The 22,089-nt window shown below is 67.1% G+C and carries 16 protein-coding genes, 3 tRNA genes and 1 pseudogene; 8 read left to right on the top strand and 12 right to left on the bottom strand.

Translation table 11 applies throughout. The features are described 5' to 3' along the window. The 4 genes and pseudogenes from AC5P8Y_RS06180 to rnr all read right to left on the bottom strand — a co-directional run. Nucleotides 1-313: hypothetical protein (locus tag AC5P8Y_RS06180; protein ID WP_495201859.1), on the bottom strand; the 313-nt coding region annotated here is incomplete at its 3' end. Between the two features lie 30 nt (nt 314-343). Continuing rightward, nucleotides 344-1,087 (bottom strand): 23S rRNA (guanosine(2251)-2'-O)-methyltransferase RlmB, encoded by a 744-nt coding sequence (gene rlmB, locus AC5P8Y_RS06175; protein WP_005408775.1) that lies wholly within the window; start codon nt 1,085-1,087, stop codon nt 344-346. Nucleotides 1,088-1,238: 151 nt separating this feature from the next. Continuing rightward, nucleotides 1,239-1,721: a GFA family protein gene (locus AC5P8Y_RS06170; RefSeq protein WP_049402696.1), complete on the bottom strand. Its 483-nt coding sequence runs from the start codon at nt 1,719-1,721 to the stop codon at nt 1,239-1,241. Between the two features lie 94 nt (nt 1,722-1,815). After that, nucleotides 1,816-4,044 (bottom strand): annotated as a pseudogene (rnr, locus tag AC5P8Y_RS06165) (ribonuclease R); the annotation flags it as partial. Between the two features lie 359 nt (nt 4,045-4,403). Between rnr and AC5P8Y_RS06160 the strand changes: the two are divergent. Then, nucleotides 4,404-4,488: transfer RNA gene (locus AC5P8Y_RS06160), tRNA-Leu, on the top strand. Nucleotides 4,489-4,693: 205 nt separating this feature from the next. Beyond that, nucleotides 4,694-4,778 (top strand) — tRNA-Leu (locus tag AC5P8Y_RS06155). Between the two features lie 56 nt (nt 4,779-4,834). Here AC5P8Y_RS06155 and AC5P8Y_RS06150 read toward each other — a convergent pair. Further along, nucleotides 4,835-5,581 carry a sulfite exporter TauE/SafE family protein gene (locus AC5P8Y_RS06150; RefSeq protein ID WP_111187939.1) on the bottom strand — a complete coding sequence of 249 codons (747 nt, stop codon included), beginning with the start codon at nt 5,579-5,581 and terminating at the stop codon, nt 4,835-4,837. A gap of 99 nt (nt 5,582-5,680) precedes the next feature. Here AC5P8Y_RS06150 and AC5P8Y_RS06145 point away from each other — a divergent pair, with 99 nt between their 5' ends. The 3 genes from AC5P8Y_RS06145 to AC5P8Y_RS06135 all read left to right on the top strand — a co-directional run bounded on the left by AC5P8Y_RS06145 (nt 5,681) and on the right by AC5P8Y_RS06135 (nt 7,318). After that, the gene (locus tag AC5P8Y_RS06145; RefSeq protein WP_049452650.1) at nt 5,681-6,580 is read left to right on the top strand and encodes a LysR family transcriptional regulator; all 900 of its coding nucleotides are present in this window, start codon (nt 5,681-5,683) and stop codon (nt 6,578-6,580) included. A 50-nt stretch (nt 6,581-6,630) separates the two neighbouring features. Then, nucleotides 6,631-6,715: transfer RNA gene (locus AC5P8Y_RS06140), tRNA-Leu, on the top strand. Between the two features lie 324 nt (nt 6,716-7,039). Then, nucleotides 7,040-7,318 carry a hypothetical protein gene (locus tag AC5P8Y_RS06135; RefSeq protein WP_049453161.1) on the top strand — a complete coding sequence of 93 codons (279 nt, stop codon included), beginning with the start codon at nt 7,040-7,042 and terminating at the stop codon, nt 7,316-7,318. A gap of 111 nt (nt 7,319-7,429) precedes the next feature. On the opposite strand, the gene emrB is transcribed toward AC5P8Y_RS06135, so the two are convergent. The 4 genes from emrB to emrR are packed head-to-tail and all read right to left on the bottom strand — an operon-like array spanning nt 7,430 to nt 12,150. Next, nucleotides 7,430-9,016: a multidrug efflux MFS transporter permease subunit EmrB gene (emrB, locus tag AC5P8Y_RS06130; RefSeq protein ID WP_005408769.1), complete on the bottom strand. Its 1,587-nt coding sequence runs from the start codon at nt 9,014-9,016 to the stop codon at nt 7,430-7,432. Between the two features lie 7 nt (nt 9,017-9,023). Beyond that, entirely contained in the window at nt 9,024-10,205 is a 1,182-nt protein-coding gene (emrA, locus tag AC5P8Y_RS06125) for a multidrug efflux MFS transporter periplasmic adaptor subunit EmrA (RefSeq protein WP_005408768.1), read from the bottom strand. Between the two features lie 11 nt (nt 10,206-10,216). Beyond that, nucleotides 10,217-11,710 (bottom strand): multidrug efflux transporter outer membrane subunit EmrC, encoded by a 1,494-nt coding sequence (gene emrC / locus AC5P8Y_RS06120; protein ID WP_033834101.1) that lies wholly within the window; start codon nt 11,708-11,710, stop codon nt 10,217-10,219. After that, nucleotides 11,707-12,150 carry a multidrug efflux system transcriptional regulator EmrR gene (gene emrR / locus AC5P8Y_RS06115; protein ID WP_164133215.1) on the bottom strand — a complete coding sequence of 148 codons (444 nt, stop codon included), beginning with the start codon at nt 12,148-12,150 and terminating at the stop codon, nt 11,707-11,709. The genes emrC and emrR overlap by 4 nt, the downstream gene beginning before the upstream one ends. Nucleotides 12,151-12,322: 172 nt before the next feature. On the opposite strand from emrR, the gene AC5P8Y_RS06110 reads away from it, so the two are divergent. Beyond that, nucleotides 12,323-13,204 carry a helix-turn-helix domain-containing protein gene (locus AC5P8Y_RS06110; protein ID WP_005408765.1) on the top strand — a complete coding sequence of 294 codons (882 nt, stop codon included), beginning with the start codon at nt 12,323-12,325 and terminating at the stop codon, nt 13,202-13,204. Between the two features lie 59 nt (nt 13,205-13,263). Next, nucleotides 13,264-15,507, top strand: coding sequence for a DNA topoisomerase IV subunit A (gene parC / locus AC5P8Y_RS06105; RefSeq protein WP_005408764.1), 2,244 nt, complete (start codon nt 13,264-13,266; stop codon nt 15,505-15,507). Between the two features lie 357 nt (nt 15,508-15,864). On the opposite strand, the gene bfr is transcribed toward parC, so the two are convergent. Next, nucleotides 15,865-16,353 carry a bacterioferritin gene (bfr, locus tag AC5P8Y_RS06100; RefSeq protein WP_005408763.1) on the bottom strand — a complete coding sequence of 163 codons (489 nt, stop codon included), beginning with the start codon at nt 16,351-16,353 and terminating at the stop codon, nt 15,865-15,867. Nucleotides 16,354-16,476: 123 nt separating this feature from the next. Between bfr and AC5P8Y_RS06095 the strand changes: the two genes are divergently transcribed. Continuing rightward, nucleotides 16,477-18,804: a penicillin acylase family protein gene (locus AC5P8Y_RS06095; RefSeq protein ID WP_049431170.1), complete on the top strand. Its 2,328-nt coding sequence runs from the start codon at nt 16,477-16,479 to the stop codon at nt 18,802-18,804. Nucleotides 18,805-18,886: 82 nt separating this feature from the next. On the opposite strand, the gene AC5P8Y_RS06090 is transcribed toward AC5P8Y_RS06095, so the two are convergent. Together AC5P8Y_RS06090 and asnB are read right to left on the bottom strand one after the other, a co-directional pair. Beyond that, nucleotides 18,887-20,275, bottom strand: coding sequence for a cation:proton antiporter domain-containing protein (locus tag AC5P8Y_RS06090; protein WP_164133216.1), 1,389 nt, complete (start codon nt 20,273-20,275; stop codon nt 18,887-18,889). A gap of 99 nt (nt 20,276-20,374) precedes the next feature. Further along, the gene (gene asnB / locus AC5P8Y_RS06085; protein WP_005408760.1) at nt 20,375-22,066 is read right to left on the bottom strand and encodes an asparagine synthase B; all 1,692 of its coding nucleotides are present in this window, start codon (nt 22,064-22,066) and stop codon (nt 20,375-20,377) included. Nucleotides 22,067-22,089 lie beyond the last annotated feature (23 nt).

Genomic DNA, 22,089 nt, shown 5'->3' with positions numbered 1-22,089 from the left:
GGTAGGTGTCGACCTTGGTCGACACGGCAACGGCCCGGTAGGTGTCGACCTTGGTCGACACGGCAACGGCCCGGTAGGTGTCGACCTTGGTCGACACGGCAACGGCCCGGTAGGTGTCGACCTTGGTCGACACGGCAACGATCCGGTAGGTGTCGACCTTGGTCGACACGGCAACGGCCCGGTAGGTGTCGACCTTGGTCGACACGGCAACGACCCGGTAGGTGTCGACCTTGGTCGACACGGCAACGACCCGGTAGGTGTCGACCTTGGTCGACACGGCAACGGCCCGGTAGATGTCGACCTTGGTCGACACGGCACATGGAAAAGGGAACCGACCCCGAAATCAACCGCGCTGGCGCACGGCCTCGAACAGGCTGACGCCGGCGGCGACGGAAACGTTCAGGCTCTCGATCTCGCCCGGCATCGGGATCTTGACCAGGCCATCGCAGTTCTCGCGGGTCAGGCGGCGCAGGCCATCGGCCTCGCCACCCAGCACCAGGGCAATGTTGCCCTTCAGGTCCAGCTGGTAGAGCGAAGCGGTGGCTTCGCCGGCCAGGCCGTAGATCCACACGCCCTGCTTCTGCAGGTCCTTCAGGCAGCGCGACAGGTTGGTCACCGCCACCACCGGGATCAGATCGGCGGCACCGGCCGAGGTCTTGCGCACGGTCGCGTTCACCGTGGCCGACTTGTCCTTGGGGATGATCACGGCAGTGGCGCCTGCGGCAGCCGCCGAGCGCAGGCAAGCGCCAAGGTTGTGCGGGTCCTGCACTTCGTCCAGCACCAGCAGCAGGGCCTTGCCCTCGGCTGCGGTGACCAGGCCCTCCAGCTCGTTCTCGCTGTAAGTGCGGGCGGCGGCATAGCGAGCGGCCACGCCCTGGTGGCGTACCGAACCGCCGACACCGTCCAGCGCCTGGCTGTTCACCTTGCGCACGTCGATGCCCTTGCGGCGGGCGTTTTCCTCGATCTCGGTCAGGCGCGGGTTCTTCGCACCGGCCTCGACCAGCACTTCGCGGACGTTCTCGGCGTCGTTCTCGATGGAGGAGGCGACGGCGTTGACGCCGACGATCCACTGGCTGTTCTTGCTCATGCGGGCGGGGACCGGAAAGGGGGTGGCTATGGTAGAGCATCGGCGGGCCGGGCGCTGCGGCGGGGCCCCTGTTGAGCCGAGCCTGCGCTCGCTGCCGGGCTGAGGCCGCGGCGACCTGCCAGCCGAGCCTGGGCTCGGCGCTACAGGGGCGTTACCGGCTGCGCGGCGGCCAGTGCGGCGTGTCGTGGTCCGGGTGCTGATGGGACACGATGGTGGCCAGGAACTCCAGCGCCGCGATGTCTTCCTCGGTACGACGGGCCGGCAGGTTGGCCAGCGTATCGACGAACGGCAGCTTGCGCTCGACCCCGTACTGGATCGTCGGCGGCAGGCGCTCGGGTTCGTCAAAGGCGCCGGCCGCCACCGCCACGCCATCGGGCGCCTCGTAGGTCAATGGCGTACCACAGTCGGCGCAGAAGCCACGCCGCACCACGTTGGAGGACTGGAAATAGCGCGGCTGGCCGCGGGTCCAGCTGAACTGCACGCCGCGCACCGACACCAGCGGTGCGTAGTAGGCACCGAAGGCCTTCTGGCACATCCGGCAATGACAGATCGAACTGTCGGTCAGCGCGCCACGCACCTGGAAGCGGATCGCGCCGCACTGGCAGCCGCCGCTGTATTCGGGTTGGCCTTGCATGCGATGTCTCCTGGTGGTGCCGGCCGCTGGCCGGCACCCCGTCGGTGCCGAGGGTGCCATGGATGCCGGCCAGCGGCCGGCACTACCACGGTCATCAGTATTTCTCTTTCTTCCGCTTGGCCGGCTTGCCACGCTCCGGCAGCGGCGGCAGGCCGTCGCCCTCGTCCTCGCCCTTGTGTTCGACCAGGCGGAAGTCGATCTTGCGCTCTTCCATGCTGGCCTTCAGCACCAGGATCCGCACGCGGTCACCCAGCCGGTAGCTGCTGCCGCGGCGCTCGCCGGTCAGCGTCTTGCGGGTCGCGTCGAACTTGTAATAGTCCTGCGGCAGCTGGGTCACGTGCACCAGGCCCTGCACCTTCGACTCGTCCAGTTCCACGAACAGGCCGAAGCTGGTCACGCCGCTGATCACGCCATCGAACTGGCCACCCACGTGCTTTTCCATCCACGCCGCGCGGTAACGCTCGTCGACCTCGCGTTCGGCTTCATCGGCACGGCGCTCGCGCTCGGAGCACTGCAGCGCCAGCGCAGCCATTTGGCGCGCGTTGTAGGTGACCTTGTCCAGCGGCTTGCCGGACAACGCGTGCTTGATCGCGCGGTGTACCAGCAGGTCGGGGTAACGACGGATTGGCGAGGTGAAGTGCGCGTACGCCTCCAGTGCCAGGCCGAAATGACCGTGGTTTTCCGGGCTGTAGATCGCCAGGCTCTGGCTGCGCAGCAGCACCGATTCCAGCAGCGTGGCATCGGGGCGGTCGCGGATCTTCTTCAGCAGCTTGGTGTAATCGCCCGGGCGCACCTTCGACCACGGCGGCAGGCTCAGCTTGAACTCCTTGAGGAATTCCAGCAGGTCGGCGTACTTGGTTTCCGGCGGCTTCTCGTGGATGCGGTACGGGGCCGGCACATGGCGCGACAGCAGGTACTTCGCCGCCTCCACATTGGCCGCGATCATGCATTCCTCGATCAGCTTGTGCGCGTCGTTGCGCACCAGCATGCCGGCCTGGGTCACTTCACCGCGGTTGTCCAGCACGAAGCGCACTTCGCTGCTTTCGAACTCGATGGCGCCACGCTTGGCACGCGCCTTGGACAGGACCTTGTACAGCTGGTGCAGGCGCTGCACCTGCGGCAGCAGGTCACCCATCCAGGCCTTGGTATCGGCATCGTCCTCGCCCACCGCCTTCCACACCTGGGTGTAGGTCAGGCGCGCATGCGAGTTCATCACCGCTTCGTAGAAGCGCGAATGCGTGACCAGGCCGTCGCGGTCGATCTGCATGTCGCAGACGAAGCACATGCGGTCGACCTTCGGCATCAGCGAACAGATGCCGTTGGACAGCGTCTCCGGCAGCATAGGCACCACGAAGCCCGGGAAGTACACCGAGGTGGCACGCTTCTGCGCCTCTTCGTCCAGTGGCGTGCCGGGCCGGACGTAGTTGGAGACATCGGCAATCGCCACCACCAGCCGGAAGCCATCGGCATTCGGCTCGCAGTACACCGCGTCGTCGAAGTCCTTGGCATCCTCGCCATCGATGGTGACCAGCGGCATGCTGCGCAGGTCCACGCGGTCGCCGATCATCGCCGGCTCGACCACCAGCGGCACCGAGGCGGCTTCGTCCAGCACTTCCTGCGGGAACTCGAATGGCAGTTCATGGCCGTGGATGGCGGTCTCCACCACCAGCGAGGCGGTCAGCTTGTCGCCGAGCACGGCGATGATGCGGCCGATCGGCGGGCGACGGCTGTCCGGCGCCTGGGTCAGTTCGCAGACCACCAGCTGGCCGTCGCGCGCACCACCGGTCTGGTCCGGCGGCACCTGCACGTTGCGCTGCACGCGCTTGTCGTCGGGCACCACATAGTTGATGCCCATCTCGATGCTGAAGCGACCGATCAGGCGGGTCATGCCGCGCTCCAGCACGCGGGCGATGCTGCCTTCGCGGCGGCCACGGTGGTCGATGCCGGTCACGCGGGCCAGCACCTTGTCGCCGTGCATGACCTTGCGCATTTCATACGGCGGCAGGAACAGGTCGTCGCCGCCCTCGACCGGGCGCAGGAAGCCGAACCCCTCCGGGTTGGCGATCACCACGCCGGTGACCAGGTTCAGGGTCTGGATCGGGGCGAAGCCGCCGCGGCGGTTCTGCACCAGCTGGCCGTCGCGGACCATGGCGCCGAGCCGGCGCGACAGTGCTTCGGCACGGTCCGGGGCGGTCAGGCCCAGGCGTGCGCCCAGTTCCTCTGCCGTCTGCGGCCCTTCGCAACGCTCCAGCAGGGCCAGGATGGCTTCGCGGCTGGCGATGGGCTGTTCGTACTTCTCTGCTTCGCGGGCGGCATAGGGATCGTCGATCACCTTGCCGGTCGGCGGCAACTTGCGGCCCGGGGCCGGGCCCGGTGCGTCGCTGCTGCGGACCTTGCGGCCACGCGGCGGTGCGCCGCCTTCATTCAATTCGGGGAACCAGCCCGGCAACGGCTTGCCCGGCTTGGTGGTGCGGGCCGTGCCCGCCTTGGCGCCCTTCTTCGGGGCCTGGCCGCGGGAGGTGCTCCCGCCCTTGCTTGGTTTTTTGGTAGTCATCGCCCTACATGGTAGCCGTTGACGGCGTGCAGAACGGGTCAGTGGCCGTCGTGAAGGCCTTGCGTGAAAAATATTCAGGAAGTCGTTGACAGCCTGCGGATTCATCTTCACAATTGCGCCTCTGGAACGCCCAGGTGGCGGAATTGGTAGACGCACTAGTTTCAGGTACTAGCGGGTAAAACCGTGGAGGTTCGAGTCCTCTCCTGGGCACCAACGAAAAAACTCCTCGCTTCGGCGGGGATTTTTTTTGCCTGCAATCCAGCAGCGGGGTCGGATCTCTTTTCGAAGGAAAGGGCACTGCCCCCAAGCGAGTGAGATGGGGTCAGAGCCCGCTCCGCACGCGAAACGAGGTCCGACACCGGATCCAGAAAAAGTGTTGACACCCCCGTAACAACACCCCATAATCTCGCTCCTCGACGCCCAGGTGGCGGAATTGGTAGACGCACTAGTTTCAGGTACTAGCGGGTAAAACCGTGGAGGTTCGAGTCCTCTCCTGGGCACCACGTCGAGAATGAGAAAAACCCGCGAAAGCGGGTTTTTTCATGCCCGGAATCCGGCATCAGAGCAGCGGCCGCAGCACCAGTTCCAGCCCGAGCAGCAGCAGGAAACCCAGGAAGCAGCCCCGGAACACCCGCGCACTGATGCGCTGCCGGATCACCTGCCCCAGCCACATGCCCAGCAATGCCGGCAGCACCGTCAGCGCACTCAGCCCCAGCTGCTGGATGCCGAATGCGCCGTGCAGCACCAGGCCGGCGGTCAGCGAAACCGTTGACACCGTGAACGCCAGCCCCAGCGCCTGCACCAGCTCCTCGCGCTGCAACCCCAGCGACTGCAGGTACGGCACCGCCGGCATCACGAACACGCCGGTGGCGCCGGTCACCACGCCCGACAACGCACCCACCAGCGGCCCCAGCCAACGCTCGCGCCGCTGCTGCACGCGGAACACCGGCGCAAGCAACGCATAGGCGGCATAGACCACCAATGCCACGCCCAGCGCAACGCGCGACCAAGTGCGATCGACCCGCACCAGCAGCGCCGCCGAGCCCAGCGTCACCACCACCACGGCCAGCATCATCGGCCACAGGCGCCGCACGATGCGGTCCAGTGACGGCCCGGACAACAGCTGCCACGCATTGGTGACGAAAGTGGGAATGAACAGCATCGACGCGGCCGACACCGGCGACAGCGTGCTGCCCAGCAGCCCCATCGCCACCGTCGGCAACCCCATCCCAGTCACACCCTTGACCACACCGGCCAGCACGAACACCACCACCAGCAGCACGTAGAAGTACATCGATTCATTCATGCCTTCATTGGATCGGCCGGCCGCTCGGCGCACAATGCGGTGTTTCCGGCCTTGCCTTCGGCTGATCCGAAGGCGCAGCCGTTGCGATGAGGGCATCACATGCGGATGGATATCGCCGACCTGCGCCTGTTCCTGGCGATTGCCGAGGCGGGCAGCATCACGGCCGGCGCAGCGCAGGCAAACCTGGCACTGGCGTCGGCCAGCGAACGCCTGCGCACGATCGAAGCCGATGCCGGCACCGCGTTGTTGAACCGGCACCCCCGCGGCGTCAGCCTGACCGAAGCCGGCGCCGCCCTCGCCCACCATGCACGATTGATCCTGCAGCAGCAGGCGCAGCTGCGCGGTGAACTGCAGGCGTTCGCGCACGGCGCGCGCGGCACACTGCATCTGTATGCCAACACCGCAGCACTGACCAACTACCTGCCTTCGCGGCTGGCACCGTGGCTGGCCGAACGCCCGCGCCTGCACGTGGAACTGCTGGAGCGCACCAGCCCCGAAGTCGTGCGTGCGATCAACGCTGGCCAGGCCGAAGCCGGCATCATCAGTGATGCGGTCGACGCTGCCGGCCTGCAGCAGCACGTGGTCGCCGAAGATCCACTGGTGATGCTGCTGCCCGCGGAACACCGGTTCGCATCGCGGCGCAGCGTGGCCTTCGCCGATGTTGCCGGCGAGACCTTCGTCGCGCTGGCCGACGGCAATGCACTGCAGGCCTACATCGAAGACCAGGCACGCGGCATCGGGCGACGCCTGGACGTGCGCATCCGCATGAAGACCTTCGAAGGCGTTTGCATCATGGTCGGCCACGGCATTGGTGTCGGCATCGTGCCGCGCACCATCGCCCGCCATCATCGACGCAATACCCGTACTGTTGCGGTTCCGCTTGCAGATGCGTGGGCACAGCGCCGCCTGTGCGCCTGTTTCGCCGGATGGGCGCAGCTGTCACCGGCGATGCGCAGCCTGCTGCTTCACCTGGGCGTGCAGCCGCAGAAAAATGTGTGAAATGTTGTTGACACACTCTCTGCCGTCCCGCACAATTCATCTCCTGAGTCGCCCAGGTGGCGGAATTGGTAGACGCACTAGTTTCAGGTACTAGCGGGTAAAACCGTGGAGGTTCGAGTCCTCTCCTGGGCACCACGACTCAAGATGATCAAACCCGCGAAAGCGGGTTTTTTCGTTTCCGGGGTTTGGCGATCCTGGCATCGCAACCGCCACTCGGACTGTCGTATCTCGCACCGTCCGGGCGTCGTCTGCGGGTGCATACCTCCTCCTGGCGCGTCGTCACCAGACCTTGAACGGCCCCCTTTTGGGGCGCATTTCACGTTCCCCGTTCAATTCGTACTTTTCCTAGTCGAGATCCACCCGATTCCTTTTCGGTGGGAGGCAGATTTGCGGGAGCCGGTTGCAGGTGTATCGCCACGACCTGACCAGCGCCCCTCCTCTCCCCCAAAGGACGCACCAATGCAGCGCAGCATCATCTGCCCACACTGCCATACCGGCTCGAACCACGGCGTAAGCGTATGCGTGGGATGCCAGGCCGAGGTCCACTACGGCGCATCAAAGGAGGCCGTAATGCTTGTCTTTGTCGCCGCCATCATCTGCGGCGCACTTGTCGGCAGCCGATTTCAGGCCACTGCCGGCTGGCTCGCATGCGGCGCCATACTTGTGGCGGGGATCTGGGCCATTTCCCGATGGTCTTCCGACCGGGTGGTGTTCAAACGCGTCTATCGCACGCGCTGAACCTGCGCCGTTGCACCACCCCGAGGGCAATGCCCGCGCGACCAGCGTCGCCCCAACAAAAACCCCGCCTCGCGGCGGGGTCAAAATACAGCACGGTGTTTCCAGGGAGTTTCAGTGTCCACCACCGGCGGCTGCACCCGCACCTGCGCCGAATGGCGGCTTGGCCAGCCACAGGAACGTAATGATCGCCAGGAAGATCCAGCCCAGCAGGAAGAAGATGTCGTTGAAGCCCATCTGCGATGCCTGGTGGTTGATCATGTTGTTCAGTACCGCTGCGCCGTGCTGCAGGTCGCCCTGCCCCATCGCCGTGACCTGGTCCTGCATGCCCGGCTGATAGGCCGAGATATGCTCGGTCAGGTCGGCATGGTGCACCTGGGTGCGCCGCGCCCACAGCCACGTCGTCAGCGACGCCGCGAAACTGCCACCCAGCGTACGCAGGAACGTGGCCAGGCCGGAGCCCGCCGCGATCTCGCGTCCATCCAGGTCCGACAGCAGGATCTGCAGCACCGGCATGAAGAACAGCGCGACGCCGATGCCCATGATCAGCTGTACGCCGGCCACGTGCATGTAGTCCACCTGCAGGTTGAAGTTCGATCGCAGGAAGCTGGTCATCGACAACACGATGAACGCGACCGTGGCCAGCATGCGCATATCGAAGCGCGACGCATACTTGCCCACGAACGGGGTCATGATCACCGGCAGGATGCCGATCGGCGCCGTCGCCAGGCCCGCCCAGATCGCGGTGTAGCCCATGTCACGCTGCAGCCACTGCGGGATCAGCAGCGCCACGCTGAAGAACGCCGCGTAGGCCACCACCATCGCCAGCGTACCGGCGCGGAAGTTGCGGTGCCGGAACAGCTTCAGGTCAACGATCGGATCCTTGTCGGTCAGCTCCCAGATCAGGAACACCGTCAGCGTCACCACCGCCACGCAGGCCAGCACCACGATCTTCATCGACGAGAACCAGTCCTCGTCGTTGCCCAGGTCGAGGACCAGCTGAAGCGCACCGACGCCGATCACCAGGGTGACCAGGCCGACGTAGTCCATCTTCGGCTTCTCGATCTGCTCCGGGCGCCCCTTCAGCTGGTTGCCCACCACCAGCGCAGCGAAGATGCCCAGCGGCACGTTGATCAGGAAGATCCACTCCCAGCTGTAGTTGTCGGTGATCCAGCCACCGAGGATCGGGCCACAGATCGGCGCAACCACCGTGATCATCGCCAGCAGTGCCAATGCCTGCCCGCGTTTCTCGCGCGGATAGATCGAGACCAGCAGCGACTGCGTGATCGGGTACATCGGGCCGGCCACGAACCCCTGCAGCGCACGCGACAGCACCAGCATTCCCATGCTCTGCGCCAGGCCGCACAGCAGCGAGGTGATGACGAAGGCCAGCGTGGCCCAGACGAACAGCTTGCGTTCGCCGAAACGGCGGCTGAGCCAGCCGGTCAGCGGCAGCGCGATGGCCGTGCTGACCGCGAACGAGGTGATGACCCAGGTCGCCTGCTGCGAACTGGCGCCGAGATTGCCGGCGATGGTCGGCAGCGAGACGTTGGCGATGGTGGTGTCGAGCACCTGCATGAACGAGGCCATCGCCAGGCCCACGGTGCACAGTGCGACGCTGGGCGGCAGGAACCCGGAGGCCGCACCCGGCGCCGCCGGTGCGCCCGGAGCGCCGGGCGCGGCTGGAGCTTGTGCGGACATGGCGACCTCAGCCCACCTTCGCCTGCTGCTGCGGCAGGTTGCCCTGGATGATCGTGTGGATCACCTCGTCGGCATCATGCAACTGCTTGGCATACACGTCGGTGTCGAACACCGTGCCCTTGGCCGGAGTGCTCGGCAGCACTTCGCCCTTCTGGTCGCGCAGGCTCACTTCAGCCTTCATCGACAGGCCGATGCGCAGCGGGTGTTCGGCCAGCTGCTTGGCATCGATGGCGATGCGCACCGGCACGCGCTGCACGATCTTGATCCAGTTGCCGCTGGCGTTCTGCGCCGGCAGCAGCGAGAACGCGGAGCCGGTGCCCAGGCCAAGGCTCTGGATGCGGCCCTTGTACTTCACGTCACCGGCGTACAGGTCCGACTTCAGTTCCACTTCCTGGCCCAGGCGCATGTGGCGCAGCTGGGTTTCCTTGAAGTTGGCCTCGACCCACATCTGCTCGGTCGGCACCACGGCCATCAGGGCATTGCCCGGCTGCACGCGCTGGCCGACCTGCACCGAACGCCGGGCGACGTAGCCGGTGACCGGCGCGACGATGCCGGCGCGGGCGTTGTTGAGGAAGGCCTGGCGCAGCTGCGCGGCAGCCGCCTGCACGTCCGGCTGGGTGGCGATCACGGTGTCGTCGACCAGCGCGCGGTTGCGCTCGACGGTCTCGCGCGAGCCGGCCACGGCCGCTTCGGCGGCAGCCAGCTCGTCACGGGCGTGGGCCAGTTCTTCGTTGGAGATGGCGCCGGTGGCGGCCAGGTCCTTGCGGCGGGCGAAGTCTTCGCGCACGCGCTTCAGGGTCACCTGGCGGGCGTTCAAGTCCGCCTGGGCGCCTTCCACGCTGCGGTACAGACCACGGGTCTGGCGCACCGTCTTGGCCAGGTTGGCTTCGGCCTGCTGCAGTGCCACCGCGGTGTCGGACGGGTCCAGCTGCACCAGCAGCTGGCCGCGCTCCACGCGCATGCCGTCATCGGCGTTGATGGCGACCACGGTACCGGCCACCAGCGGGGTGATCTGCACCTGGTTGCCCTGCACGTAGGCATCGTCGGTCTCTTCGAACCAACGGCCGAACATGAAGTACCACAGCGCCAGTGCGGCAAGCAGCAGCACGACGATCACGAACAGGCCGCGCAGCAGGTTGCCGCGGCGGTTGGGGGCGGCCGGGGCCGCGGTGTCTTGGGTCTGGCTCATGGCGGGCGTCTTCAGGAATGCGAGGAATCGGAATGGGAGGCGATCGGTGCGCGGTCGGCGTCAGCGGGCTGGAAACCACCGCCCAGCGCCTTGCTCAGGCGCACCGAGGACTGCACCTGCTGCGACTGCAGGCCGGCCAGCTGCTGCTGCGACTGCAGCAGGGTGGACTGCGCGGTCAGCACGTCCAGGTAGCTGCCGATGCCGGCGCGGTAACGCTGCTGGGCCAGGTCGAAGGCCGAGCGTGCGGTATCGACCGCCTGCTGCTGCGAGTGCGCCTGCTGCGCCAGCGAGCGCACCGCGTTGACCTGGTCGGCGACGTCGCGCAGTGCGTCGAGCACGGCCTGGTTGTAGTTGGCCACCGCCAGGTCGTACTGCGCATCAGTGTTGGCCAGGTTGGCGCGCAGCTTGCCGCCTTCGAAGATCGGCAGGCTCAGCGCCGGGCCGATGTAGGCGAAGGTGGAGCTGCTCTTCAGCAGGTCGCCCACGTTCGGAGCGACCACGCCGGCCAGCGCGGTCAGGTTGAAGCTCGGGTAGAACCTGGTCTTGGCAACCTTGATCTGCTTGTCGGCCGCTTCAACGCGCCAGCGTGCGGCAACGATGTCGGGGCGACGGCCCAGCAGTTCGCTGGGCAGCACGCCCGGCAGCTGCAGCGCCACCGGGTTCAGCGGCTGCGGGCGCTGGATCGACAGGCCACGGTCCGGGCCCTTGCCGACCAGCGCGGCCAGTGCGGTGCGGGCCGCGTCGATCCGCTGCTGCGCAGCCTGCACCTGCTGCTGGGCGGCCGGCACGCGGGCCTCGGCCTGGCGCACCTGCAGGTCACTGTCGATGCCGGCGCGGCGGCGCTGGCGGGTCAGTTCCAGCGACTTCTGCGAACGGGCCAGCTCTTCCTCGGCCACATCGTTGAGCTGCCACGCATAGGCGAGGTCGGCATAGGCCTGGGTGATGCCGGTGGACAGGTTCAGGCGGGCCGCCTGCGCCTCGACAGTGGCGGCATGCGCGCCATCCACGGCGGCTTCCCAGGCGGCGCGCTTGCCGCCCCACAGGTCCACGCCATAGCTGAAGTCGAAGGCGACCTGGCTGCTGCCGGCGTAATGGCCACCGATCTCGCTGCCTGCCATCGACTCAGGCAGGCGCAGCCCGGTATAGCCACCGGACACCGACAGGCTGGGCAGCTCATCGGCACGTGCGGTGCCGACCTGGGCCTGGGCCTGGCGCAGGCGCGCGTCTGCGGCGTCCAGGCTCGGGTGGCCGGCCAGGCCCTCGGCGACCAGCGCGTCCAGCTGCGCATCGCCCAGCGCCTTCCACCAGTCCTGCGCCGGGAAGCCGGTGGCGCTCAGGTCGGTGTCGGCCAGGGTGCGTTCGCTGTGCAGGCTGTCCACGTCAAGCACGTGGCCCTGCGGGTTGAGACCACGACTGCTGGCGCAGGCGGCCAGGGCCAGGGCCAGCGCTGACACCAGCAGCGCGCGCCCGGACCGGCGGAGAGTGGAATGCGGGATCGGGTTCATGGGGTCGTCAGGGAATCGCGGATTCGGGTAAGGAGGGACAGCAGCAGCGTGCGCTCGTCGGCGGAAAGATCACGCAGGGCGTAATCCATCACCGCGTCGCCACGCAGCTTCAACCGCGCCCACAATGCGCGGCCTTCATCGGTCAGCACGATCTGCAGCGCACGCCGGTCCTGCGCATGCGGTTCGCGGAGGACGCAGCCCAGTGCCTCGAGCTTGTCCAGCAGGCGGGTGACTGCGCTGGGTACCTGGTCGATGGCCTGGGCCAGTTCGTTGGCCGTGCACGGGGCCATGTGCGAGAGCACCTTCAACCCGATGTAGTGGGTGAAGCCGATCCCCAGGTCTTCTTCAGCCATGGACGCGTCGAGTTGCCGGACCAGGCCGTCGCGCACCTGGCGCAGCAGCAGCCCGAAGCTGGGGGGAGTGGTTGCAGGACAGATCATGGGGGAGCATTCTCTTCCAAAAAAAATATTTCTCAATGGAAATATTCGATCTGGCATCGAATGCTGTGTTGCAGCAGTGGGCTGGATCAATGAAGGCGCCTACCTTAATGATCTGGTCAGGTGGCCCGGTAGTACAATTCAGCCAATGGATGACACATTTCAGCCAGCGGACATGATGAACAAGGCAGAAATTCCCGCTCCCAAGCGCCTGCTCAGGGACGACGCACTGGATTGGTTCGAGCGCAACGATGGCCCACCGGTGGTCGCTTTCCGCTTCGACAGCCCGCAGGGGCTGGTCCGGGAAGTGGACTGGCACCACCACCAGCGCGCCCAGCTGATCTGTGTCGAGCGTGGCCTGCTGACCACCCGCACCTCGCACGGGACGTGGTCGCTGGCGCCGGGCTCGGCCGGCTGGATGCCGCCGCTGGAGCCGCATACGGTGACCCTGGATGGTCCGCTGCGCGGTTGGGGCATGGCACTGGCCGCGCCGGCCTGCGCCACCCTGCCCGCCGATCCCTGCGTACTGGGCCTGTCCAAGCTGGCGCAGGCGCTGGCCGACCGCATCTGCGAATGGCCACTGGGCTATGACACCACGCCCGAGCGCCAGCACATCATCGAGGTGCTGCTGGACGAGATCCGCACCGCGCCGCGCCAGCGCATGCACCTGCCGATGCCGCACGACCGGCGCCTGCTGAAGATCGCCTCGCAGCTGCTGGCCGACCCGTCCGACGAGCGCAGCCTGGCCGAATGGGCGCATTGGGCCGGCCTGTCGCCGCGCAGCCTGACCCGTCACTTCCGCGACGAGACCACGCTCAGCTTCGCCCAGTGGCGGCAACAGGCCCGCCTGTCCGAAGCCCTGCGCCAGCTGACCGATGGCCGCAGCGTGGCCGACATCGCCCATGCACTGGGCTTCAGCAGTGCCAGTGCCTTCGTCACCGTGTTCCGCCGCCACTTCGGGCTGCCACCGGGGCGCTATCTGGCGCGGGCCGGGCATGGCCTCGAAACCGGGCTGGACCCTGCACGTGGCTTGGCATCCCCCGCCGCATCCGGATAATCACAGGATTGCGAGCGGCGACCGCCGTCGCCGCCTCCCGACATAGGTAACAACGCCGCATGACCGAACTTGCCCGCCCCGTGTTCCACGGATTCGAACAACTGCCGCTGCGCGAGTACGCCGAACGCGCCTACCTCGACTACTCGATGTACGTGGTCCTGGACCGCGCCCTGCCGTTCATCGGCGACGGCCTGAAGCCGGTGCAGCGCCGCATCATCTATTCGATGAGCGAGCTGGGCCTGAATGCTGCGTCCAAGCCGAAGAAGTCCGCGCGCACCGTCGGTGACGTCATCGGTAAGTACCACCCGCACGGCGACAGCGCGTGCTACGAGGCGCTGGTGCTGATGGCGCAGCCGTTCTCGTACCGCTACCCGCTGATCGAGGGCCAGGGCAACTTCGGCTCCAGCGATGACCCGAAGTCGTTCGCGGCGATGCGTTACACCGAATCCAAGCTGACCCCGATCGCCGAAGTGCTGCTGGGCGAACTGGGCCAGGGCACCACCGACTGGGCACCGAACTTCGACGGCACCCTGCAGGAACCGACCTGGATGCCAGCGCGGCTGCCGCACCTGCTGCTGAACGGCACCACCGGCATCGCCGTGGGCATGGCCACCGACGTGCCGCCGCACAATCTCAACGAGATCGTCAGCGCACTGCTGCACCTGCTGGACAACCCCGATGCGACCGTGCGCGACCTGTGCGAGCACGTGCAGGGCCCGGACTACCCGTCCAGCGCCGAGATCATCACCGCCGCCAACGATCTGCGGAACATCTACGAGACCGGCAACGGCAGCGTGCGTGCGCGTGCGACCTTCAACAAGGAAGCCAACAACATCGTGGTGACGGCGCTGCCGTTCCAGGTGTCGCCGTCGAAGGTGATCGAGCAGATCGCCGCGCAGATGCGCGCCAAGAAGCTGCCGTGGCTGGAAGACATCCGCGACGAATCCGACCACGCCAACCCGGTGCGCGTGGTGCTGGTGCCACGTTCCAACCGCGTCGACGCCGACCAGCTGATGGGCCACCTGTTCGCGACCACGGACCTGGAGCGCAGCTACCGCGTCAACCTCAACGTGATCGGGCTGGACGGCCGTCCGCAGGTGAAGAACCTGAAGATGCTGCTCAGCGAATGGCTGACCTTCCGCAGCAACACCGTCACCCGCCGCCTGCAGCACCGCCTGCAGAAGGTCGAGCGCCGCCTGCACCTGCTGGAAGGCCTGCTGGTCGCCTTCCTCAACCTGGACGAGGTGATCCACATCATCCGTACCGAGGACGAACCGAAGGCGGCGCTGATCGCGCGCTTCGGCCTGTCCGAGGAACAGGCCGAGTACATCCTGGAAACCAAGCTGAAGCAGCTGGCCCGCCTGGAGGAGATGAAGATCCGCGGCGAGCAGGACGAGCTGGCCAAGGAACGCGAGAAGATCCTCGGCATCCTCGACAGCAAGGCCAAGCTGAAGAAGCTGATCCGCGACGAACTGACGGCCGACGCCAAGAAGTTCGGCGACGCGCGCCGTTCGCCGCTGGTGCAGCGCCAGGCCGCGCAGGCCATCGACGAGACCGAGCTGGTGCCGAGCGAGCCGATGACCGTGGTGCTGTCGGAAAAGGGCTGGATCCGTGCCGCCAAGGGCCATGACGTCGATGCGTCCGCCCTGTCCTACCGCGACGGTGATGCACTGCAGGGCGCGGTGCGTGCGCGCAGCACCCAGCAGGTCGCGTTCCTCGACAGCGAGGGCCGCGCCTACTCGACGCCGGTGCACACCCTGCCCTCCGCGCGTGGCAACGGCGAGCCGCTGACCGGCCGCTTCTCGCCGGCAGCGGGTACCAGCTTCGTGACCCTGGCCAGTGCCGAGCCGGATGCCCGCTTCGTGCTGGCCTCCAGCCATGGCTACGGCTTCGTCACCCGCTTCGAGAACCTGATCGGTCGCAACAAGGCCGGCAAGGCGATGCTGAACCTGTCGTCCGGCTCGTCGGTGCTCACCCCGTCGATGGTCGCCAACGTGGCCACCGACCGCATCGTGGCGGTGACCAGTTCCGGCAACCTGCTGGCGATCGCCGCCAACGACCTGCCGGAACTGGACAAGGGCAAGGGCAACAAGATCATCGAGATCCCGAAGGCCAAGCTCGCCACTGAACGCGTGGTCGCCATCGTGGCGATCAGCCCGGGGCAGACCCTGCAGGTGCGCAGCGGTCAGCGCACGATGGGGCTGAAGTTCAACGAGCTCGACGCCTACCTCGGCGCCCGCGCCACCCGCGGCCACCTGCTGCCGCGCGGCTGGCAGAAGGTGGAAGGGTTGTCGGTGGAATAAGGGCTGGGCCCTGCCCCTGGTGGGTGTCAACCTTGGTTGAGGTGGGTGTCAACCTTGGTTGACACGCATTACCCCCGGCAAACGCCAACCTCGGTTGGCGTTTTCGATCCCAATGGGGTCAGAGCCGTTTTCGTTGAAAACGGATCCGACCCCGGACACGAAAAAGCCGGGGCATTCCCCGGCTTTTTCGTTGTCGGCTGGCGGGCGATGGAGCAGCTGGCTGGCGAAGGCTGGCTGGCGGTGCTCCGGTGCTGGCGGGCGACATTGCTTTGTGCGCCTGGTAGAGCCGACCGCTGGTCGGCTGCTCTGCAAAAAGCAGCCGACCAGCGGTCGGCTCTAGCGAAGCGCGGTGCCGGCTCAGTGCGCCGGGGCGCCGTTGCCGTCGATCTTGCTCAGCTGGTACAGCTCCAGGCCGATGCGCTTGATCAGGCCCAGCTGCTGCTCCAGCCACCAGGCGTGGTCTTCCTCGGTGTCCTTCAGCTGCGCCAGCAGGATGTCGCGGCTCACGTAGTCACCCTTCTCCTCGCACAGCTTCATGCCGGCGGCGAGATTGTTCCGAACCGCGTATTCAGTGTCGAGATCCTTCTGCAGCATCTCTTCCACGGTCTTGCCCGGCTCGGTGGCATGCGGGCGCATGTCCGGGTCGCCGCCCAGGAACAGGATCCGGCGCAGCAGCGCATCGGCGTGCTGGGTTTCCTCTTCCATCTCGTGGTTCAGGCGTTCGTACAGCGCGAACAGGCCCTGGTCCTCGTAGCGGCGGGAATGGATGAAGTACTGGTCGCGGGCAGCAAGCTCGCCGCGCAGCAGTTCCTTCAGGCAGGCGATGACGTCCGGGTTGCCTTTCATGGGGGGCTCCTGTGAATCGATGCGGCATAGGGTGCCGCATTTCAAAATACGGTGATCTAATCGGAATCAGTCGCAGTTGCGCCTGCGGCTACAATCGGCCCACGAGTTCGGAAAGGACGTGCGATGCGACGTACATGGCGTTGGGTGCTGGGCGTGTTGGTCGCCATCGTGCTGGTCACCGCACTGGTCCTGTGGCTGCTGCTGCGCGGCAGCCTGGCCGACCTGGACGGCGAGCATGCGCTGCCCGGCCTGGCCAGGCCGGTCACCATCGAGCGCGATGCGCTGGGCGTGGTCACCATCACCGCCACCAGCCAGGCCGACGCGATGCGCGCATTGGGCCGCGTGCATGCGCAGGAACGCTATTTCGAGATGGACCTGATGCGCCGCAGCGCGGCCGGCGAACTGTCCGCACTGTTTGGCCCGAAGGCGATCGATGCCGACAAGCGCATGCGCGTGCATCGGCTGCGCGCGCGCACCGAGGCGAACATGCAGGCTGCGCTGGGCGACAACGTCGACGCCGTGAGCGCCTATGTCGGTGGGGTCAATGAGGGCCTGGCCGGCCTCTCCGTGCGGCCATGGGCCTACCTGCTGCTGCAGCAGTCGCCGCAACCGTGGCAGGCCAGCGACAGCGTGCTGACCGGGCTGGCCATGTACGCCGACCTGCAGGACCCCGGCAACCAGACCGAGCTTGCACTGAGCCGCATCCGCGCAGTGGTGCCGCCGGCGCTGTACGCATTGATCGCCCACGACGGCACCGAATGGGATGCGCCGCTGTTCGGCGAACCCACCGGCAACGCTGCCCTGCCCGATGCCAGCCAGCTGGATCTGCGCACATTGCACGCGAAACCGGGCACCGAGCAGGAAGAGGCCGATGTCATCGGCAGCAACAACTTCGCCGTGGCCGGCGCGCTCACCGCCGACGGTCGCGCGATCGTCGCCGACGACATGCATCTCGGCCTGCGCGCGCCGGGTCTGTGGTTCCGCGTGCGCCTGCGCTACCCCGACCCGCAGGCCGCGAGCGGACAGGTTGACGTCACCGGCTTCTCACTGCCCGGCCTGCCAGCGGTGATCGTCGGCAGCAACGGCCACGTCGCCTGGGGCTTCACCAACAGTTACATAGACACCGCCGATTACCGCACTGAACCAGCCAACGCCGCAGTGACCGTGCATGAAGAGCGGATTGCGGTGGCCGGCCAGGCCGACGTGCTGTTCCCGGTGCACGAAACCGACTGGGGGCCGATCCTGCACACGCATGCCGATGGCAGCGGCGACGCGCTGCGCTGGGTCGCCCACCTGCCCGGCGCGGTGCGCCTGGACTTCGGTGACCTGGCCCGCGCCGGTGACCTGGACAGTGCCCTGCAGTTCGCCGACCACGCCGGCATCCCCGCACAGAACCTGGTGGTCGGCGACCGCAGCGGACGCATCGCCTGGCGCCTGATCGGCGCCCGCCCCGACCGCGGTCCGGGCTGTGCACCGGCCGGCTTCACCGCCGCCAACAACCAGGACTGCGCCCCTTGGCCGATCCGCAGCGACGCATCGCCGGCATTGATCGACCCACCGAACCATCGCCTGTGGACCGCCAACGGCCGCGTCCTCGACGGCGAGGCACTGGCCAATGTCGGCAACGGTGGTTATGACCTTGGCGCCCGCGCGCGGCAGATCCGCGATCTGCTCGCCATCCAGGACCGTTTCGACGAGCACGATCTGCTGGCGATCCAGCTCGACGATCGCGCGGTGTTCCTGCAGCGCTGGTGGGCACTGCTGCACGACGTCATCGAGCGCAGTGACGACCCTGCACTGAAGCGTTTGAAGGAAGTCAGCCATCAATGGGGCGGTCGTGCCGCGGCCAGTTCGGTCAGCTACCGGGTAGTACGTGAATTCCGCACCCAGGTGATGGAGACGTTGTCCGATGCACTGCTGGCACCGGCCAATGCGCAGCTGGGTGATGACTACCTCGACCCGCGACTGGCGCAGCTGGAAGGCGTGGCCTGGCCGATGCTGCAACAGCGTCCGGCCCATCTGCTGCCACCGGCCTTCGACAGCTGGGATACGCTGCTGATCGACGCGGCACGCCGTACCGAGAGCCAGCTGGCCAAGCAGGGACCGCTGTCCAAGCGCACCTGGGGCGAACGCAACACTGCGGCGATCTGCCACCCCATCGCACGGGCGCTGCCGGGCATCGCCAAGCGCTGGCTGTGCATGCCCGCCGACCAGCTGCCCGGCGACCGTGACATGCCACGCGTGCAGACGCCGAACTTCGGTGCTTCCGAGCGCATGGTGGTCTCGCCCGGCCACGAGGCCGACGGCATCGTGCACATGCCGGGCGGCCAGAGCGGCCATCCACTGTCACCCTACTGGGGCGCCGGCCACGAGGACTGGGTGCATGGACGGCCGACGCCCTTCCTGCCCGGCAAGGCACAGCACGTGATGACACTGGTGCCGGCGCGGTAGTGCCGGCCGCTGGCCGGCAACCTCTTGTTGCTGGGCACACCTGCGTGGATGCCGGCCAGCGGCCGGCACCACCGTTCAACGCTCAAGCCCTGCGACGCTCGATCAGGTTCAGCAGCGGCCCGGTCATCGCCGTGGTCACCAGCGCCATGACCACCAGCACGGCGAACAGGCGGTCGCCGAGCAGGCCCAGCTCGTAACCCAGGTTGAGCACGATCAGCTCCATCAGGCCACGGGTGTTCATCAGCGCGCCCAACCGCCACGCCTCGCGCGTGGGCATGCCGGCACTGCGTGCAGCACTGAAGGTGCCCAGCAGCTTGCCCACCGTGGCCACCGCGATCACCACCCCGCACAACACGATGTCGCTGGCCTGCAGTGCATCGGCGCGCATGCGAAGGCCGGTCACGGCGAAGAACAACGGCAGCAGCAGGGTCACCGCAAACGGTTCGACGCGGGCCATCAACAGGTCGCGCAGCTGCGCGTTGGACGATACCGCGACGCCCGCCGCGAAGGCACCGAACAGCGCGTGGATGCCTAGCATTTCGGTGATCAGGGCACTGCCCAGCGACAGCAGCAGGATGCCGAGCAGCCAGCGTCCTTCACGGCCCGGCGCGATCTGCTGGCGGGCAAACCACGGCTTCACCAGCCCCAGCATCAGCGCCACGAAGGCGACCACGCACAGCAGGTTGAGGCTGGCCGGCAGCCATCCACTGGCCTGTGCAGCCGCCACGATCAGTGCCAGCAGGCACCATGCGGTGGCATCGCCCAATGCCGCGCAGGCGATGGCGGTCTGCCCCAGCGACGTCTGCGCGATGCCGCGGTCGGCAAGGATGCGCAGCAGCACCGGGAACGCGGTGATGCTCATCGAGATGCCGACGAAAAGTGCGAAGGCAGTGAAGCCCACGCCCTGCGGGCCGTGCTGCGGATACAGCCAGATCGCCAACGCGACGCCGAGCACGAACGGCACCGCGATGCCGGCATGGCTGACCGTGAAGGCGAAACGCCGGCGGCCGCGCAGTGCCGCCAGGTCCAGCTCGGCACCGGCCACCAGCAGGAACATCAGCACGCCCAGCTGGCTGAGCATGCCCAGCGGGCCCAGCGAACTGACCGGGAACAGCGCACCATGCAACTGCGGCAGCAGGCTGCCGAGCACCAGCGGGCCCATCATCAGGCCGGCCGCCATCTCGCCAATCACCGCCGGCTGGCCCAGCCGCTTCAGCAATGCACCGGCGCCCTTGGCTACCAGCAACAGCACCAGCAGCTGCAGCAGGAAGAGGCCCAGCGGTGACGCCAGATGCTGCGCCCAGCTGCCTTCGGCAGCAACCGTGGCACGGGCGACCATCTCGGGGGCCGCCGGCCCGGCATACCGCGCCAGCAGCACGCCGGCCAGCAACGGCACCCCGGCCCACGCCAGATAACGCCATCCCCATTTCGTGGGCGGCGCGTTGCCGCCTGCCTGTACGTCCATGAACATTCCCCAATGCGCAGGGGGCGATCATACAAAAAGGGGACGGAGGGGATTAAGTCGTTTGTGCCACTAACGACTTAATCCCCTCCGTCCCCTTTTTGGGGCTTAGGCCAGTGCCTGCTCGTGCACGCCGGCGATCGCGCGTCCCGAAGGGTCGGCAGCTGCGGCGAAGCTGGCGTCCCAGGCAATGGCCGCCGGCGACGAGCAGGCGATCGACTTGCCGCCGGGCACGGTCTCCGCGGCCGCACGGCTGGGGAAGAACTGCTCGAACAGGTGGCGGTAGTAATACGCCTCCTTGGTCTGCGGCGGGTTGTGCGGGAAGCGCTTGTCGGCCGCCGCCAGCACGCGGTCACTCACCTGCGCCTCGGCATGCGCCTTCAGGCCGTCGATCCATCCATAGCCGACGCCATCGCTGAACTGCTCCTTCTGACGCCACAGGATGCTGTCCGGCAGGTAGCCGTCGAACGCCTCGCGCAGCACCGCCTTTTCGATGCGGCGACCGCCAAAGCCGGCACCGACCATCTTGTGCGCGGCATCGAAGCGCATCGCCACGTCGAGGAATTCACGATCCAGGAACGGCACGCGCGGCTCCACGCCCCAGGCCATCATCGACTTGTTGGCACGCAGGCAGTCGTAGTTGTGCAGCGCGTCGAGCTTGCGCACCAGCTCCTCGTGGAATTCACGCGCATCCGGCGCCTTGTGGAAATACAGGTAGCCACCAAAGATCTCGTCGCTGCCCTCGCCGGAGAGCACCATCTTCACCCCCATCGCCTTGATCCGCCGCGCCAGCAGGAACATCGGCGTCGAGGCGCGAATGGTGGTGACGTCGTAGGTTTCGATGTGGCGAATCACTTCCGGCAGCGCATCGAGACCTTCCTCGAAGGTGTACTCGAAGCCGTGATGCACGGTACCCAGCGCTTCGGCAGCAATGGCAGCGGCAGCCAGATCGGGCGAGCCCTTCAAGCCGATCGCGAACGAATGCAGGCGCGGCCACCAGGCTTCGGTCTGCCCGCCATCCTCGATGCGGCGACGTGCATAGCGCGCGGCTACCGCCGCCACCAGCGACGAGTCCAGGCCACCGGACAGCAGCACGCCGTACGGCACGTCGCTCATCAACTGGCGTTCCACTGCATGCTCGAAGGCCTGGCGCAGTTCGGCCAGATCGGCCTGGCGACCCTGCACGTCGGCATAGTCACGCCACGGTTGCTGGTAGTAGCGCACCAGTTCACCGCTGGCACTGTCGAAATAGTGGCCCGGCGGGAACTGCGCGACATCGGCACAGGTATCGACCAGCGCCTTCATTTCCGAGGCCACGCGCAAGCGCCCCTGGGCGTCGTGGCCCCAGTACAGCGGCACCACACCGACCGGGTCGCGCGCCACCAGCACGCGTCCACTGTCACGGTCCCACAGCGCGAAGGCGAAGATGCCGTTGAGCTGTTCCAGCCACTGCGCCGGCGCGCCGCCCTGGCGGTACAGCGCGTTGATCACCTCGCAGTCCGAGCCGGTCTGGAAGTCGTAGGTGGTGGTCAGCGCTGCCTTCAACGCCTGGTGGTTGTAGATCTCGCCGTTCACCGCCAGCGCCAGCTGGCCATCGGCCGACAGCAGCGGCTGCGAACCACCGGCCGGATCGACGATGGCCAGCCGTTCATGGACCAGCAGCGCACCTTCGTCGAGGTACACGCCGCTCCAGTCCGGGCCACGGTGGCGCTGGCGTTGCGACAGTTCCAGCGCGTGGCGGCGCAGGGTGGGAAGATCGTCACCGGCCTGCAGGCCGAAGATTCCGAAGATCGAACACATGGGGGAGCTCCTGTTGGGGAATT

It is taken from the genome of Stenotrophomonas sp. YJH_SMC_12-1 (genome assembly GCF_059370935.1).
The sequence above is the reverse complement of the archived record's forward strand: the minus strand, read 5'-3'. Positions and strand labels throughout refer to the sequence as shown.